The sequence below is a fragment of the Cellvibrio zantedeschiae genome (assembly GCF_014652535.1).
Taxonomy (GTDB): domain Bacteria; phylum Pseudomonadota; class Gammaproteobacteria; order Pseudomonadales; family Cellvibrionaceae; genus Cellvibrio; species Cellvibrio zantedeschiae.
Window position 1 is genome coordinate 1,470,552 of record NZ_BMYZ01000001.1, and the last position, 16,270, is coordinate 1,486,821.

Consider the following 16,270-nt stretch of genomic DNA (forward strand, 5'->3'; position numbering starts at 1 on the left):
GCAGTCCGTTGAAAACGAATCTATCAGGCAAGTTTGTTAATTGCTAAGAATTCTTAGTACGAAGTTTTGAAAAAATGACCAAAAAAGGTAATTAAAACGCAAGTTTTGAATATTAAAAAAGCGGCTTTTGCCGCTTTTTTATATAAATATCAATGAGATATTTCTTATAACTAAAGTTGTCTATTAAGTAAGCTTTCTTTGATTGTGTTGCGCATTTTTCGTACAACATTTTCCGTTGTTACCCAATCGATACACGCATCTGTTACCGAAATACCATATTTGAGGTCACAAAGGTTAGCAGGAATGCTTTGATTTCCTGCGCCGATGTTACTTTCAACCATCAGGCCGATAATAGATTTGTTGCCTTCAAGGATTTGGTTGGCAACGTTTTCCATGACCAAAGTCTGCAACTCATGGTTTTTATTGGAGTTGGCGTGGCTGCAGTCAACCATGATATTTGGCGTAACTTTCGCTTTTGCCAACTCTTGTTCACATACAGCAACACTAACAGAGTCATAATTTGGCTTGCCGTTACCGCCACGCAGCACAACATGGCCATAGGCGTTACCGCGAGTGTGGATAATCGCAACCTGACCCTCTGTGTTGATTCCCAAAAAGCGATGGGGCTTGGAAACCGATTGCAAGGCGTTAATAGCAACCGTTAAACCACCATCTGTACCATTCTTGAAGCCTACCGCTGAAGACAAGCCGCTCGCCATTTCGCGATGGGTTTGTGATTCGGTGGTACGGGCTCCAATCGCAGACCAGCTGATCAAGTCGTGAAGGTACTGTGGGGATATAGGGTCGAGCGCTTCAGTTGCAGTTGGCAAACCAAGTTCTGCTATATCTAACAATAACTTACGACCGATATGTAATCCTTCTTGTATCTTGAAAGAATCATTCAGGTAGGGGTCATTGATCAAACCTTTCCAGCCTACGGTAGTGCGTGGCTTTTCAAAATAGACGCGCATTACTATGTAGATGGAGTCGCTAACTTCTTCCGCCAGTTTTTTCAGGCGTTGGGCGTAATCTTTAGCGGCTTCCACATCGTGAATAGAGCAAGGCCCAATCACCAGGAAAATACGGTGATCTTTGCGGTCGAGAATGTCACGAATGACAGCGCGACCCTTGGTCACTACATCGCGAGCTTTTTCCGACAAAGGCAATTCGGCCTTAAGCTCGGCAGGTGATATCAGCAATTCTTGCGATACCACATTAAGGTCATCTAATTGAATGTCAGTCATTATGGTTTTCCGTTAATTTGGTCGATTCGGAGGCTATTCTACTTAAAATAATTCGCTTTTGTAGATATTTTTTTTAATTATCGCCATAAAAACAAGCAATACGTATGTTCTAGTGTTGGGGTACTATCTGAGAATTTTCCGACCAAAATGATACTCATCCTATTTAGGAGCGCTACAGGTCTTCATTTAGGGAATTTTAAAGCCTCGAAGGTTACGGGTTTGTTTTATCAGAGGTATGTCGATCAAAAAATAAACATGGTGAGAATTTTGGCTTTCTCTGTCAACCAAAGTAGGTAATGGGCGTTAATTGCTAAGAAAGGTGCAATTCATAAACCAAACTTGCGGAGAAAACGATGTTAAAAGCTATTTTTTCTAAAACCCTGATTTCTGTTGTGGTGATGGCGCTCTTAACCGGAGTTCCAGCTGCCCTTGCTTCTGATTCAGCAAGGCAACACAAGCACAATCTTGTAAGCCGCGAAACCTCAAAAACTAAAACCGATTCTGGTTTTATCCATACACTCAACAAAACGGATGATAAAGGTGCAACTGCTATGCGCCGCACGGAAGTCTCAAATAACAAGGCGGATAGATCTCGTACCAGAACTGTGTCCGGCTCGACTTTTGAAGGTAAAACATATTCCGGGCAAAGTGTCAGCCGTAAAACTGATACTGGTTACACATCTCAAGAACATCTCTCAAATTCTGACGGCAAGGTGGTTGACCGTTCAGTCAATGCAACGATTGACAAGGAGGCCAATACAGTGACAAAGGAAATTTCTGTTACGGAGCAAGGGGAAGAGACTAAAACACGCACCCGTGTGCACCCATTAAAAAGAGCTAAATAATTAGCGTCAATTGCGTTGTTAATAGTGCAATTGAAATTTGAACTCAGTTTATACTGAAGAAAATTGTTTTATGGAATTCTAATGTTAGAAAGCGAGCAGCCTTATTATTCAAATTTATCTGAAGTGAAATCGCATGCGCTTTCGCTCGATGATTTTTTGAGTCAGGTTGAGCGCAGGGCTTATCGCACCGCAATGCTGAGCACGCGTAAGCCCGCAGATGCTTTGGATATAGTGCAGGATGCAATGATGAAATTGGTCCAACATTATCGTGAGCGCCCTGCTGCGGAATGGCCTTTATTGTTTCAGCGAATTTTGCAGCATCGCATTATGGATTGGCATCGTCAGCAAACGCGTCATAAAAAATGGTTTTGGCAAACCGCATCTGATGTCGACCATGACACCGATGACGAAATTAATTTGGTTGTAGATGAGCGTGAACAAGATCCAGCAGAATTGTTGGCGCAAGCAAGTGATATTCAATGCGTTGTTAATGCCTTGGAGCAATTGCCACTTCGTCAACGACAGGCATTTATGTTGCGTGCGTGGGAGGGTTTTGATGTGCAGGAAACCGCTGCGGCTATGGGATGCGGTGAAGGTAGTGTGAAAACGCATTATTTTAGAGCGCTACAAACCTTGAGAGAGCATTTAGGTAGAAATACCTGATAGGAGGTTGAAATGGTAGAACAAAAATCACCACAAACAGACAACAAAGCTGATGAAATACTAGTTACTGTAATCACGCATTCATTGGATAAAAGTCTTGACGATATTGATGAGTTAAATTTACAGCGCTTAAAACAGGCGCGTGCCAATGCGCTGAACTTTAGCTCGATAAAAAATCGCAGATGGATTCCTTTGGCTGCGGTTGCAAGCCTGGCTGCTTTGCTGTTGGTTCCTTTTGTATTGCAAAACTATCCACATCACTCGCTTGCTGAAAGTGAATTTGAAATCGTTTCGCAGGAGTTACCTTTGTCGTCAGAAGAAATGGATGATATCGATATGTTGATGGCATTGGAGGATACCGATGCTTAAGCGTTTGATACGTGTGCGCCAAAAGCGATTTTTCGGAATGGTGTTAATAGGTGTTTGTGTGTGTGCAGATGCTCCACCTCCATCGCAAGAATTTTGGGAATATATGATTGAGTACGGCGATGAAAAAGGCGAGGTGTTAGATCCCTTGGAGTATGACCAAATTCTTACTATGAAAGACACGGATAAAAATGAAAGTGTTGAGCAAGAAAAGCTTTCGATGAATAAACCTCGAGTTAAAAATACTGATATGAAAAATGAACATAAATCGTCTGTACAGGCAGCGCCAGTGGTAGATGCCAAAGGAGCAAAGCTATGAAGCTGATTGTATTGCTGGCAAGTTTGTTTTTTGTGCCTATGTTGTGGGCAGATTCGTCTTTGGAGTGGAATCAGCTGAGTCCTTCACAACAACAGGTGTTGGCAGCAGTTCAACCGCGTTGGGATAAAATCCCCTTGGAACGCCGTCAGGAATTAATCAAAAAAGCAGATAAGTTTTCCAGCCTTAAACCTGAACAGCAACAAAAAATACTGGAGCGCTTCGAAAAATGGAAAGGCTTACCGGCTGAGCAGAAGGATGCATTGCGCCAACGCTACAAAGATTTTAATAATTTACCGGCTGATCAAAAGGCCGAGGTGCGTAAGCGTTTGGAATGGTTTCAGGCTCTGCCTGAAGAGCAGAAAAAAACTATTCGCGGAAAGTGGCAATCATTAACGCCTGAGCAAAAACACCGGATGCGTGAACGGTTTAAGAATATGACTCCTGACGAGCGTAAAGCTGCGCGCGAGCGCTTGATGCGCTTGCGTGAAAATAAAGAGTAATTTTTCAGGGGGCAGTAGGTTTGTGTGGATCAAAGTAATATTGTTGGTAATTTGTGGGTAGATTTTTAATGTAGGGGTTGCTTAGTCGAAAGATGCGGCGCTTATTAAATTGACTCGCTGCAATATTTTCTTTGTTCTGCATCATCCAGAGCTTATGTAAGGAGCCATCTTTTTCTGCTATTACTAAACCTTGCTGAATACGCTTTAAAATTGCGCTGTTGTTGCTATTTGCAAATAAAAATTTAGGTAGCGGGTAATAAAGTAAAAAACTTTCGTCGTAGCTCAGCCCTTCGGTTTCAGGTTCATTTTTTATTTCATTGAATATTTCGTTAAACCCGCGGCAAAAAAAATCGACTCTACCGGCTTTGGTCATGCGAATGAGACTTTGCACATTCGTTTGTTCGATCACCTTAAAACCATGGTGGCGCAAGATTTTTATATCCAGCCAGCCTATGCCTGCACCAAATGTATAGCGGCGCAACTCATCAATACTTTGAACGCTTTTAAGCTTGGCTTTTAATGCGGGGCGCATGAAACAAATACGATAACTATTTGCACCAAAATCAATTGGAATATCAATGTATTCGTAGGGGTTTTTCGCCACCATATCATCTTCGTAGCTCATCATCATGACGAGGTTGGGGTAAATATTATTGTTTAAGGCAGATAATGTTCGAGCGCGATTCATGGGTGGAATGGGGCGCAATTCGAATGGCCCGTAAGAGGCTTTGGTTTTTTCCAGTGCGAGGTTGATAACATCAACCTCTGAGAGTTGCTGGGTATTATTTTTAAGTTCGGGCTTTTTTACTGACACTACAACGGGTAGCACAGGCTCAGTAATGGCGTGAGTGCAAACTGTGATGGCGAAAAATAGTAAACCAAAAAATATTTTTAGCGCGCAAAGAAATCCTGTCGCGTTAGCGCTGCGCTTATTAAACTTGACCGATTCCCGTACCAAGCCCATTGTGTGGGTTCCGTGGTTAGCTTGTCTTTGTGTGGATGCCAATGTCCACAACTATTTAATAGTCCTTAAAGTTTAGCAGTTTCAGGTTCAATCACCAGCTCAACGGTATTCAACTGGTTTGCCGTCGGGTTTGCGCAAAATAATCAGGTCGCTGCGGCTGACATTTTCGGTTACCTCCCTGCACAGTTGTAAAAAGCTTGAAATTCCCGCAGTTAAAAACTTTTGCTTGTGTAACACAAAATTAAATTGCCGTTTTAAATCCAGGCCTGCAATTTCCAAAGGAACTAAACTTCCGCGTCTAAATGCATCTTTTAGCGCCAGCCGGGAGATGCAACCAATTCCCAATCCAGATTCTACGGCGCGTTTGATGGCCTCTGTGTGTTCCAGCTCCAGCAATACTTTTAAATTGGTGAGTTGATGACGCATAGCCGCATCAAATACCTGGCGTGTGCCTGAGCCGCGCTCGCGTAGTATCCAATTTTCGTTAATGAGGTCTTGCAGCTTAACGCCTGATTTACTGGCAAGAGGGTGATCGGGAGCCGCAAAGATTACTAGCTCATCGTCTACCCAGGGAGTGATTTGTAAATCCGGGTGATAGCTATCGCCTTCAATCAACCCCAAGTCGAGTTTGAAGTGCGCCACCTGATCAATAATGGTGGAGGTATTCTGTACCGCAAGCTCAACCCTGCTGCCAGGATTTTGCTGCATGTAATCGCCTATTAATAAGGTGGCCAGATAGTTGCCAATAGTCAAAGTGGCGCCAATACGTAGAGAGCCGGTACCGATTTTACCCTCCAATAGAGCTTCCAATTCCTGCGCGCGATCCAATAACTCCATGGCGCGCGGTAATAATTCCCGGCCTTCGGTATTCAGTTGCAGGCGTTTGCCCTGTCGGTCAAATAACCGCGTGTTGAATTGCCGCTCTAGCTCAGCGAGAGCCATGCTGGTCGCCGATTGAGTCATGGATAGGGCTTCAGCGGCGCGCGAAACGCTACTTTCACGTCCTATGGCAACTAAAACTTCAAGCTGGCGAAGGCTAAATTTCATGGATTCATCCGTTTATTGAAAATAGTCGGCTAAATATGGATTAAATCAGGCTTTGGCCTGCTAAAGACGCCACTATTTGTAGGCTCAAGCATCTATAATGCGCGCCAATTTCTGTGATTTGTAAAACTTGGTTTTATATCAGTTTTACTGATTAACAATATAAGAGTAATCAATTTTACATATATTGTTCAAATATTTATAATTGAGCCCAAATGTTTATGGAGCTACATGCATGAAAGTGTTGGTTGGAATCAAGCGCGTCGTGGATCACAACGTACGTGTGCGTGCTAAAGCTGATGGCAGCGGGGCTGATATTGCCAGCGCTAAAATGAGTATTAACCCCTTTGATGAACACGCTGTTGAAGAAGCGGTACGTTTAAAAGAAGCCGGTGTAGCAACTGAAGTTGTAGTCGTGACTGCTGGTGCTGCTAATGCGCAAGATGTTTTGCGTCATGCTTTGGCCCTGGGTGCAGACCGCGCCATTTTGGTTGAGACTACCGATCATCTTAATTCGCTTGCCAGTGCAAAAGTGCTGCGCGAAATTGCAAAACGTGAAGCACCGCAACTGATTTTAATTGGCAAGCAAGCAATCGATGATGACGCTGCAGAAGTAGGTCAAATGCTTGCAGCCTTGTTGAATGTTGGCCAAGCCACTTTTGCGTCGACGATAAAAATTGCTAACGGCAAAGCAGAAGTCACTCGCGAAATTGACGGCGGTCAGGAAACGGTTGAATTAACTTTACCAGCAGTTATCACCGCAGACTTGCGTTTGAATGACCCTCGTTATATCAAGCTCCCGAATATGATGATGGCAAAGAAAAAGCCATTGGAAACTATAGCCATCGCTGATTTACAGCTAAACACTGTTAGCAAAGTTGCAACTATTAATGTTGCAGAGCCGCCTGCGCGTGCTGTGGGCAAAATGCTTAACAGTGTTGAAGAATTGATTGAAGTCTTGCAAGCGCAAGTGAAGGTGAACTAAATGTCTGTTTTATTAATTGCCGAATTCGATCAACAAAGTTTAAAAGCCGCAACCCGTTCCGCCATTACTGCTGCAACCCAATTGGGTGGCGATCTTGATGTATTGGTTATTGGTCACAATGTAAATGCAATTGCGCAACAAGTTGCAAAAGTGCAGGGCGTAACACGCGTTTTAGTTGCAGATGATGCGGCTTACGCAAAACCGCTTGCTGAAAATTTTGCTCCTTTAGTACAAGGCATTGCCGCGCGTTATTCTCATATTCTTGCAGCAGCATCCAGTTTTGGTAAAAACCTGGTTCCGCGCGTAGCTGCATTGCTTGATGTGGATATGGTTTCAGAAGTGACCAAAATTATCGATGCGTCGACTTATGTGCGTCCACTTTATGCGGGCAATTTAAATGCAACCGTACAAACTTCTGAAGTGATTAAATTATTAACTGTTCGTCCAACCGGTTTTACAGCTGCAAAAGATGGCGAGCAAGCTGCACCTATTGAAGCTATTGCAACCCTGGGTGATCAAAGTTTATCGCGTTTTGTGAGCGAAAATATCCAGGTAAGTGAACGTCCGGAATTGGGTACAGCCAGCGTTATAGTTACCGGTGGCCGCTCGCTGGGTAGCGCAGAAAAATTTGAAGCGCTTATGTCGCCACTTGCGAATAAATTAAATGCAGCTATAGGTGCAACTCGTGCTGCGGTTGATGCGGGCTTTGCTCCAAACGAATGGCAAGTTGGCCAAACAGGTACTGTAGTAGCGCCAGATGTTTATATTGCGATTGGTGTTTCAGGTGCTGCGCAACATATCGCGGGCATGAAAGAAAGTCGCTTGATTATTGCAATTAACCAGGACCCGGATGCACAAATTTTCCAATGGTCGGATTACGGTTTGGTTGCTGATTTGTTTGATGCTGTGCCGAAAATTTCGGCTGCGCTCTAATTTAGAAACTTAAAGGTAAAAAAGAATGGCTGCTGTAGCTCCCGAGAAAGTATTAAGTGTGCGTCATTGGAATGAGTCTTTGTTTAGCTTTACCACCACGCGTTCTGATTCACTGCGTTTTGAAAACGGTCAATTTGTCATGATCGGTTTGGAAATCAATGGTCGCCCGTTATTGCGTGCTTACAGTATCGCCAGCGCAAACTATGAAGAAGAGTTAGAGTTTTTTAGCATTAAGGTTCCAAATGGTCCACTGACTTCTCATTTGCAAAACCTGAAAGTAGGCGATGATTTGTTGGTTGGAAAAAAACCAACGGGCTCTCTGTTAATCGATGACTTAAAGCCAGGAAAGAATTTATATTACCTCAGCACAGGTACTGGTCTTGCTCCATTCCTGAGTTTGATTCGTGATCCATCCGTGTATGAAAAGTTTGAAAAAGTAGTGCTTTTCCATGGTGTACGTACTGTAAGCGAATTAGCTTATATGGATTACATCACCAATGAGTTGCCCAAAAATGAATTTTTTGGGGACATGGTGCGTGAAAAATTAATTTATTATCCATCAGTAACCCGTGAACCATTCCGCAATCAAGGTCGTTTAACTGACTTGGTTGAAAGTGGTAAATTGTTTGAAGACATTGGTTTGCCGCCTTTTAATCCGGAAACTGATCGCGCCATGTTGTGCGGAAGCCCGGAAATGTTAACGAGCACATGTGAGTTGCTGGATGCTCGCGGTTTTAAAATTTCTCCGCGTATTGGCGAGCAAGGTGACTATGTGATTGAAAGAGCTTTTGTTGAAAAATAAAAGTTCCCAATAACGAAAAGGCGGATATGCGAAAGCAATCCGCCTTTTTTTATGGCGTCAGGGTATGTTAGCGAACAGTTAAGCGTTTTGTGGATGGCATAATACGTTGGAATTTTTTGTAATCATGTTTAGTTGTGTTTTGTCTTAAAAATGGAAGGTAATTACTATGTTAAAACTACATTTGGCTTTACTTGCGGCTTCTCTATCGACATTAGCACTCGCAGATGAAGTTCGCCCGTGGGAGGTGGAAGTTGAGTTGGGTGCTATGGCTACATCCGGTAATACGCAAACAACCAGCCTTCACAGTAAATTAAATGCCAAACAAAATCTTACCAAATTTAGAAACGAATATATTCTAAGTTCGTTGTACAAAAAAGATGAAGTATTGCAAGACGACAATACAAAGGTGAAAGAAAAGACAGCAGATAAATATTTGGTTTCTGCAAAGTCAGCATATTTATTAGAGGGCCAAACTGCAAAAAGCGGAGAGAAAGCTTCCTATCTCTTTGGATTTGCATCCTATACCCATGACAAATTTGGTGCATATAGAACTTATGAAACCGTAGCTCTGGGTTATGGTGATTGGTTTTACTCGAGTGATGCCTTCAATTGGTTTGCAGAAGCGGGTCCCGGTTATTTTCGCGGAGAAAAAATACTCGGCACTGGAAGTGTTAGTGATCCATACATTGCTGAAACAGAGCAGGGAGCTTTGTTGCGATTGGCGAGCGAAATTGAGTGGAAGTTTAGCCAAACTGCAGTATTCAAACAAATTCTTAGTGTTGAGACAGGATCCGATAACACGCGTGTTCTAAGTGAAACATCTGTTGCCGCATCCATAACCAATGCTATGCAAATGAAAATCGCTTTTGCGGCAGCAAGCGATAGTAAAGTGGCGCCAGGAAAAGAAAAGACTGATACAACTACATCGGCAACTATTGTTTATAGATTTTAATTCGTTATTTAGAAAAATGGACTGCCAGGAATTAAACGACGTTTTCTTTCTGGCAGTTCCAACACAAATCAAAAGTGGCAGCATTGGTTTCGTTGCATCCAGGGCAAGTCCATTCATTTTTGGTTTCGTTGGTTAAAGCAGCATTAACCAAGTGCATCGCCCGTTCATAATCATTTTCATTTAATACCCAAACTTCAGGCCAAGTGTTGAGAAATGACAGGTCTCCTGAAGCGCTGCCAACGTATTCATTTTTTAAAGTTACTGCTATATCTGAATTTTCCAGAATATTCTTTACGTTGCTAACCAACAATCGATTCTCATGGGTGTAAATTAATTTCATATGAATTCCTATTGGCGGTTTAACTTTTTCTGTTAAGTAACTGCTGTTAAATATCTATTTCCACAAACCGCTCAGTGTTTTCCAAGAGTGGAAAGTAGAATCCCATCTTGATTTCATTTTCACCTAGTGCAGTAAAACAGTTTTTGTATCTGAGAAGTTGCGTTCGGTAGGCTAATATTTCCTGGGTAATAAAGTCGGCAGTTGTTTGCCCTTCGGTGGGCTCACTGCTTTTGTAATCGATAATCCAGCGAGTTCCATTGGCTATAAACGTGCGGTCAATAATATTTTCACGCAGTTTTAAGTCTATCTTGTCACCTTGTTTGTAGGTAATTGCCAGTTCGCAGGCACTTTGCAAATGGCTGTTATCCAATATCCACTGGCCGCGTTTATCATTCAAGGTGTTGTTTATCGCCCGCACAATTTTTTTAATGGATAAAGCAATTTCTTCCGGTTGCCAACCATATTGTTTTAGTTGAATTCGCCAAAAAGCTTCCTGTGTTGTTATCCATTTACTAATATCTTTAGACTTTTGTGTTCCAACTAAATTTTGGAGCGCACGGTGGATAATAGTTCCTGTGTGGCGTGCAAGCTTGGCTTTAGGTGTTTCGATTTCAGGAATGTTTTCTTCTTCGCTTACTTCTTTGCCGCGATAAAGTTTAAGCAGTTCATTATCAACTAAAGCTGGCAATTGCCATTCTGGTTTTAGGGCAACGATTTGTTGTAATCCGGGCCGCTCGAAAGCAACTTCGTGTATGTTGGATTTTTTCAACACCCCTGTGGAAATTGTGCTGGCTTCATTCTGAACGCTTTGCCAAATACTACTGAGCAGTGATTTTTTGGGCGGTGTTTTCCAGCTTCCATCGTCCGTCTGTGCAAGTGTTGCAAATAAATATAGTTTTTTGATGGCGCGAGTACATCCAACATAAAATAAACGCGTTGCTTCATAATCCAATTGTAAGGCGGCTTCTTTCTGAATGTATTTGTAGAGTTTATCTTTGTCGCCGCCAACTGGAGCCAAAGGTCCTAATAATAGTTGACGCTCGCCTTGATGGCTCAAACGCTCACGCCAAAGCATAAGTTGTTGTCCATCGCCCGGGGATAACTTGTGCAGGCGGGGAATAATGACATGATCAAACTCCAAGCCTTTAGATTTATGCATAGTCATCACTTGTAAATTTACATCAGCATTTTGACGCGGAGCTGCATAGAGTTTTTCCACTGCGCGATTGAATTTGCTCCAGTCGGTGATGCTTCCACTTTGTTGATGCTGTTCAAGCAGTGCAAAAAAAGTAGGTGTGTCTTTAATATCTTGTGGATCTAACAGGGTGGCAGGTCCGCCTAATGCGAGCCAAACGCCTTCAATCCATTGACGTAACGGTTTACGTTGACGTGATTCAAGCGCAGGTTGAATAACATTGATAAAACGTAAAAGTGCTCTTTGTCCACGGCTGCTTATGTTTTCAATATCTTCAAAGCATAAAACTTGTTGCCAAATAAATGGAAAATCATTGGTCTTGCCAATTGGATTATTTTCGAGTTTGGTATTGGCGATAGCGTGTAAATCTTTTAAATCGAGCCCACACCAGGGCGCACGTAAAATTGCGAGCCAGGCTATACGGTCTGCGGGATTCAGCAGGGCGCGCGTTAAACTGGTTAAATCAATAATAGCCATGCGTTGCGAAAGGCTATCAATATCCGTCGCTTGCCAGCTTAGTCCCAACCGGCTCATGGCCGGAAAAATGTGTTGTAAATGATTGCGGCCGCGAGCAAGTAATGCGACGGAATCATCGGGGTTATTGGTTCGCAATTCTTTGATAAGATTTGCTATAGCTTCTGCTTCGTGTAGCTCTGCTAAATAGCGATTTTCGCTGGTGCTTTCTTCATCATCCGTATCGGTGTTTGCATCTGCTTTAGAAAATGGGCTTAGATAAAGCTCAACCGCGTTTCCATCCAGTTCAGGTTTAAATGCATTAGAAGGTGAATATTTTACTGCGCCACGACTAATATCGTCCTCGACAGGAAATGCTCTGTAAAATTGTTCGTTAACCCAATTAACAATGCCGCTTTGCGAACGGAAGTTCACTGTCAGGTCTAATTTTTCCAAGGGTAAATGGCCGATGCCCTGGGCGCGTGCTTCTAAAAAAATACCCACGTTGGCATTGCGAAAGCTATAACAACTTTGCATTCCGTCGCCCACAATAAATAAACTACGACCGTCCCCGGTTTGCCAGCCAGCAGTGAGTTTCTGTAATAGTTCAAGCTGAGTGCTTGCAGTATCCTGGAATTCATCCACTAAAATATGGCGAATACGATAATCAAGTTGTAGAGCAATTTCACTCGGCGATTCTTCGTAGCCCAAGGCGGTGAGTGCGGCCTGACTTACGGCAGTAAAATCTGTCTCACCGGTGTCTGCAAAAACTATATCAAGGCGTGCAGCTAAGCGTGGTAACAAACGCGTTAGGCTATCGAGTAATTCCCACTGGTTTTCGTCGTAATGTGCGGGAGGCAGATTGCGCAACTCATGGAGGACTTCCGCTGCATCCGGATGCAAATCTACTATCGCAGCAACCATTTCTGCAAAGCGATCTTTATAGCTTGTGCTTTCTTTATTTTCTTTTGCGCTGGGGAAGCCCTGATTTTTATTGAGCGCTTTTCGAAAACTTCCATCGCCTGTTAATAAGAGTTCAGCAATCGCTATCCATTGTTCAAAGTCATTTAAATCAATATCAGGTAAACCGGCAATACCCCTTAATTTTGCAATAAGTGTTTGTGGTGCGGAATCTTGTAGATTTCCCGCTGCCCAATCTGCAATGCCCGCCAATTCGCTAGCGTGCAATTGCAATACTTTGGTGGCAGCTGAGAGGCTATCCAAAATAATATTTTGCAATACGTCTTCTAAATATGCGCGTGCATTTTTATGTTGCGCTTGGAAAACCAGCCCTAACCATTGATCACGTTTTGCTAAAAGGGCAATCAACAAAGTTTCCAGTGCCGGTAAATTATTATCCAAATGTTCAAGTAAGCGTGTTAAATCATCGCGCACAGAAGTTTCGGATTCCAGCTCGTTTAGCAGTTGATGTACTGCCTGGCGATAAGCTGCGTCAGTATCGTCACCTGGTTTGGGTTGGCTACCAAAACCACTGGCGATGGGTAATTGACGGGCAATGGCACTGCACAAGCTATCAATTGTTTGTATGCGCAAACGTTGCGGGCACTGCAATAAATTCCAGTTTTTTTCGCTATCGTGCGCTAATAAATTCGTTGCCAATTGCCATGTTAATAAATCGTGGGGGTTACTGGGTTGTGGTTGCTCTTTTGCATTCCATAAGGCTTGTAATACCCGATCTTGCATTTCACCTGCGGCTTTTCGCGTAAAGGTAATTGCAAGAACTTCTTCCGGGTTGTCACAAAGGCTTAGCAGTTTTAATAAACGCTGCGTTAATAATCCCGTTTTACCAGAGCCCGCTGGTGCGCTAACGGCAAAGGAGCGGGTAGGATCAAGCGCAGCTTGGCGAGCTAATAAGTCCAGGGGCTGATTCATTGTGCATCGCCCCCGGAGGAGAATTGTGTAATTGCATCCGCATCTGCCAAGCGAGTTAAGGGAATTAAATCTGCTGCATAAGTTTCAAGCGTCGCATCTTTAAAATCTACTCGCGCGTCACCGGCAATAAAATCATTGGCAAGTTTTTGTAATTGATCTCGCCATTCTTGCAACTGGTATTGCCAGTCATCGCTAGGTTTAATTCCTTGTTGATTTAAACTGGTATCGTGAAGCTCGCCAAGTCCATCCCATTTTTGTTGCTTGCGGTTTATTTGTGCGAAGCTAATTGCGGTAATATCCTTACCTGTTACCGCATAGAGCGGAAGTTGTGGTTCAGTGATGCGTTCACCCTGCCAGGACTTCGAACTGGCATTACCGGTTTTATAATCGATGAGAAGACGGTCGCCGTTGGAAAATTCGTCAATGCGGTCAATGCGCAATTTTAGTTTTAATCCTGCAAATTCAATGTCGTTATCTTCTTCAATTGCAACAACGTCAAAGTCTGGGCGTTCGCGCTCAGCGCTCAGCCATTCTGTTAATAATTGTGTGAGACGCTTTTGTTCAAGTTCACAATAAACCTTGCCCAATTTACGTGGGTTGCGCGCTTGTATTTTGCCAATAATATCGTGGGTAATATTGCTAACCAATGTGTGTAGGGAGTGATCATCCAGCGCAGCTAAGCCTTTGGAGCTTTTCAGTTCTCTCCATATTGCTGCTAATGAATCATGTAATAAATTTCCGCGTTCCGCTGCATTAAAACCTATCACGGGTTCATCGGGAGTTGTAGCGCCCAGGCGTAGACGGACAAAAGCCTCAAAAGGACATGCTGCTTGATATCTAAATAAACTGCTACCGCCACGCACAGGTTCTTGCGCTTTCAACTGAGGTCCGCTTGCATCCTGAATGATCTCCAGTTGCGAATAGTTTTGGAGCTGCGCGTAGTAATTCTGCAACGCGGATTCAGGTTGCTTGAGAATCGCTGATATATCGGTTAACGGAATGTCACGAATTAACGCGCTGGGACGAAGCTCTGTGTCGCCGTCGCCATGAGCGCTACTAAAAATAATGTGCTGTGCAGATTGCTTGTAGCGTTGCGTTAATCCTTCGGCAATTTCCAATTCGCGCGTTGCACTCGCATGCGGCATCTTGTGTTCGCGCTGCAAATGCAATGGTAGCATTGGATTTGGTGATGGAACTGGTGGCCATTGGTTATCGCTTAGTCCCATTACCCACAAATGACTAAATTGCAAACCCGCTGCTTCAAGGGCGCCTAATATTTGAATCGGTGAGTCGGGCGTTTGTGCCTGGAACGGTGTTTTGTCTGCAAGTTCACGTAAATATCGGCAGGCTTGCGGGTAACTAATCGTGGTGGAGTAATTATCCATACTCGCAAATTGGTCGCGTACCTCAAACCATTGATTGAGCTGTTGATACTCTTGTGAATCGAGGCGGCGAGTTCCTGGCCAATTCATTATTGCCAACAGCTGGTCAAAAACAATTAGCCAAGCGCTCGCAGATTTGTTGTCAAAGCGACGGCGCAATAAATTTCCAATTTCTTCAAATCGTTTACTTAAACCCAAGTTGGAAAATTGCGGAATACGCTCTTCCAACTTGCTGGTGCAATAACGCAAATCGCTGGTGTTTAATGTGATTCGCCCAAGTTTGCGCAGGTCTGTAATCAAATGTGCACGCGCTATAGCTTCTTGTGGTTCATCTCCCCAAAAGGGTGAATGAAGGAGATTGCATAACTTTTCCAGCGGCCAATTGTCGTCTTGCAAACGTAATATTTCGAACAGGCTATTGATAAGGGGCGTAGTGCCTAAAGGTGTGCCCGCTGAAAAGTTGAAGGGTAGGGTATAACGTGGTGAATTTGGCACAATCGAATGCGCCTCAAAAACTTCGGTAAAAATACGCTCGACTTGATCGCGGCATTGACCCAGGTTGGGAACAACAATACCGATTAGCGCATCTGATGGCGCTGCTTGTAATTCTGAATAACTCCACAAGGCGGCAGCGCGAATTTCTTCTTCAAGATTACTGGTTTGTGTGCGTATCAAATGGCTATGTTTGGCTGTTTGATTCGGTAAATGTATAGGGCTATCAGTCGCTATGTCCAATATATGACGAATCAAAGGCGGTAAATCGTCGAACCCTTCAAGATAAATTTCGTCTAATTTTTTCAGGTCACCTAATGCAAAGGCTTGGGCGATGAGTTCGTAACTGGTTTCGCGAGTTACCGAATTTTGAAGATGTAATACACGTTTGAATTCGGTCATCCACTCAATAAATTGAGCAGTGTTATTTTTGCTGTCTGTAAAATAATTCGTTGAAAGCTCATTGCTCAGACGCCATAGCTCCAGATTTTTAAAAGCGCTATCCGCCTGCTGTGCTAGAGGTTTTGGCTGTAGCAGGGTGGCTCCTATTGCTGAGTTTTTTATCGCAGCTTCCCAAATTATCTGTCGCTGTAAATTGGTAGCTATGCTCGCGCAAGAATAACTTACTCCATTGTTTTGCAAGGTTTCCCACTGGCTTTCCAACCATTGACTCAGGCTTTGGATATTAGGCTTTAACCAGGCTTGAGCGGTTTGTTGTGTAGCGAATGCTCGCAGTAAGTGGTTGCGAAGCCGGTTGTTAGGGACGAGAACAAGTGCGCCGGTTTGCAAGGCGGGTGAAAGTAATTCTAACGAAAGGTAAGTTGCTGCCATGCATGTGTTCCAAGCGAATTAGCGCATTAATAAAAAGGCCCCTGACCCGAACGGTGAGGAGCCTTTC

15 protein-coding genes are annotated in these 16,270 nt (G+C 43.5%); 9 read left to right on the forward strand and 6 right to left on the reverse strand.

The window, feature by feature from the left end:
• Positions 1–170 precede the first annotated feature (170 nt).
• The gene (locus IE104_RS06465) at positions 171–1,244 is read right to left on the reverse strand and encodes a 3-deoxy-7-phosphoheptulonate synthase (protein WP_189416859.1); all 1,074 of its coding nucleotides are present in this window, start codon (positions 1,242–1,244) and stop codon (positions 171–173) included.
• A 353-nt stretch (positions 1,245–1,597) separates the two neighbouring features.
• Between IE104_RS06465 and IE104_RS06470 the strand changes: the two genes are divergently transcribed.
• From IE104_RS06470 to IE104_RS06490, 5 genes are all read left to right on the forward strand, one after another.
• A complete protein-coding gene (locus tag IE104_RS06470; protein WP_189416860.1) occupies positions 1,598–2,089 on the forward strand; it encodes a hypothetical protein in 492 nt (163 codons plus the stop codon).
• Between the two features lie 81 nt (positions 2,090–2,170).
• Positions 2,171–2,752, forward strand: coding sequence for an RNA polymerase sigma factor (locus tag IE104_RS06475; protein WP_189416861.1), 582 nt, complete (start codon positions 2,171–2,173; stop codon positions 2,750–2,752).
• 12 nt (positions 2,753–2,764) lie between these two features.
• On the forward strand, positions 2,765–3,121 hold the full coding sequence (locus tag IE104_RS06480; RefSeq protein WP_189416863.1) for a hypothetical protein: 357 nt from the start codon (positions 2,765–2,767) through the stop codon (positions 3,119–3,121).
• Entirely contained in the window at positions 3,114–3,437 is a 324-nt protein-coding gene (locus IE104_RS06485; RefSeq protein ID WP_189416864.1) for a hypothetical protein, read from the forward strand. The genes IE104_RS06480 and IE104_RS06485 overlap by 8 nt, the downstream gene beginning before the upstream one ends.
• Entirely contained in the window at positions 3,434–3,937 is a 504-nt protein-coding gene (locus tag IE104_RS06490) for a DUF3106 domain-containing protein (protein WP_189416866.1), read from the forward strand. Before IE104_RS06485 ends, IE104_RS06490 begins: the two co-directional genes overlap by 4 nt.
• A gap of 4 nt (positions 3,938–3,941) precedes the next feature.
• Here IE104_RS06490 and IE104_RS06495 read toward each other — a convergent pair whose 3' ends face one another.
• Both IE104_RS06495 and IE104_RS06500 read right to left on the reverse strand, forming a co-directional pair.
• Positions 3,942–4,901 (reverse strand): transporter substrate-binding domain-containing protein, encoded by a 960-nt coding sequence (locus IE104_RS06495; RefSeq protein ID WP_189416867.1) that lies wholly within the window; start codon positions 4,899–4,901, stop codon positions 3,942–3,944.
• 99 nt (positions 4,902–5,000) lie between these two features.
• Entirely contained in the window at positions 5,001–5,948 is a 948-nt protein-coding gene (locus IE104_RS06500; RefSeq protein WP_189416869.1) for a LysR family transcriptional regulator, read from the reverse strand.
• Between the two features lie 232 nt (positions 5,949–6,180).
• Between IE104_RS06500 and IE104_RS06505 the strand changes: the two genes are divergently transcribed.
• The 4 genes from IE104_RS06505 (at position 6,181) to IE104_RS06520 (ending at position 9,617) form a co-directional block, all read left to right on the forward strand.
• A complete protein-coding gene (locus tag IE104_RS06505) occupies positions 6,181–6,930 on the forward strand; it encodes an electron transfer flavoprotein subunit beta/FixA family protein (protein ID WP_189416870.1) in 750 nt (249 codons plus the stop codon).
• Positions 6,931–7,863, forward strand: a complete 933-nt coding sequence (locus tag IE104_RS06510; protein ID WP_189416872.1) for an FAD-binding protein — start codon at positions 6,931–6,933, stop codon at positions 7,861–7,863. It abuts the gene before it with no gap.
• Positions 7,864–7,888: 25 nt separating this feature from the next.
• Positions 7,889–8,665: a ferredoxin--NADP reductase gene (locus IE104_RS06515; RefSeq protein ID WP_189416873.1), complete on the forward strand. Its 777-nt coding sequence runs from the start codon at positions 7,889–7,891 to the stop codon at positions 8,663–8,665.
• 166 nt (positions 8,666–8,831) lie between these two features.
• Complete coding sequence (locus tag IE104_RS06520) at positions 8,832–9,617, forward strand: DUF481 domain-containing protein (RefSeq protein ID WP_189416875.1); 786 nt, start codon at positions 8,832–8,834, stop codon at positions 9,615–9,617.
• A gap of 31 nt (positions 9,618–9,648) precedes the next feature.
• Here IE104_RS06520 and IE104_RS06525 read toward each other — a convergent pair whose 3' ends face one another.
• The 3 genes from IE104_RS06525 to IE104_RS06535 are packed head-to-tail and all read right to left on the reverse strand — an operon-like array spanning position 9,649 to position 16,203.
• Positions 9,649–9,957, reverse strand: a complete 309-nt coding sequence (locus tag IE104_RS06525; protein WP_189416876.1) for a putative signal transducing protein — start codon at positions 9,955–9,957, stop codon at positions 9,649–9,651.
• A 46-nt stretch (positions 9,958–10,003) separates the two neighbouring features.
• The gene (locus IE104_RS06530) at positions 10,004–13,498 is read right to left on the reverse strand and encodes a UvrD-helicase domain-containing protein (RefSeq protein ID WP_189416878.1); all 3,495 of its coding nucleotides are present in this window, start codon (positions 13,496–13,498) and stop codon (positions 10,004–10,006) included.
• The gene (locus tag IE104_RS06535) at positions 13,495–16,203 is read right to left on the reverse strand and encodes a PD-(D/E)XK nuclease family protein (RefSeq protein ID WP_189416880.1); all 2,709 of its coding nucleotides are present in this window, start codon (positions 16,201–16,203) and stop codon (positions 13,495–13,497) included. Before IE104_RS06535 ends, IE104_RS06530 begins: the two co-directional genes overlap by 4 nt.
• Between the last annotated feature and the right edge of the window lie 67 nt (positions 16,204–16,270).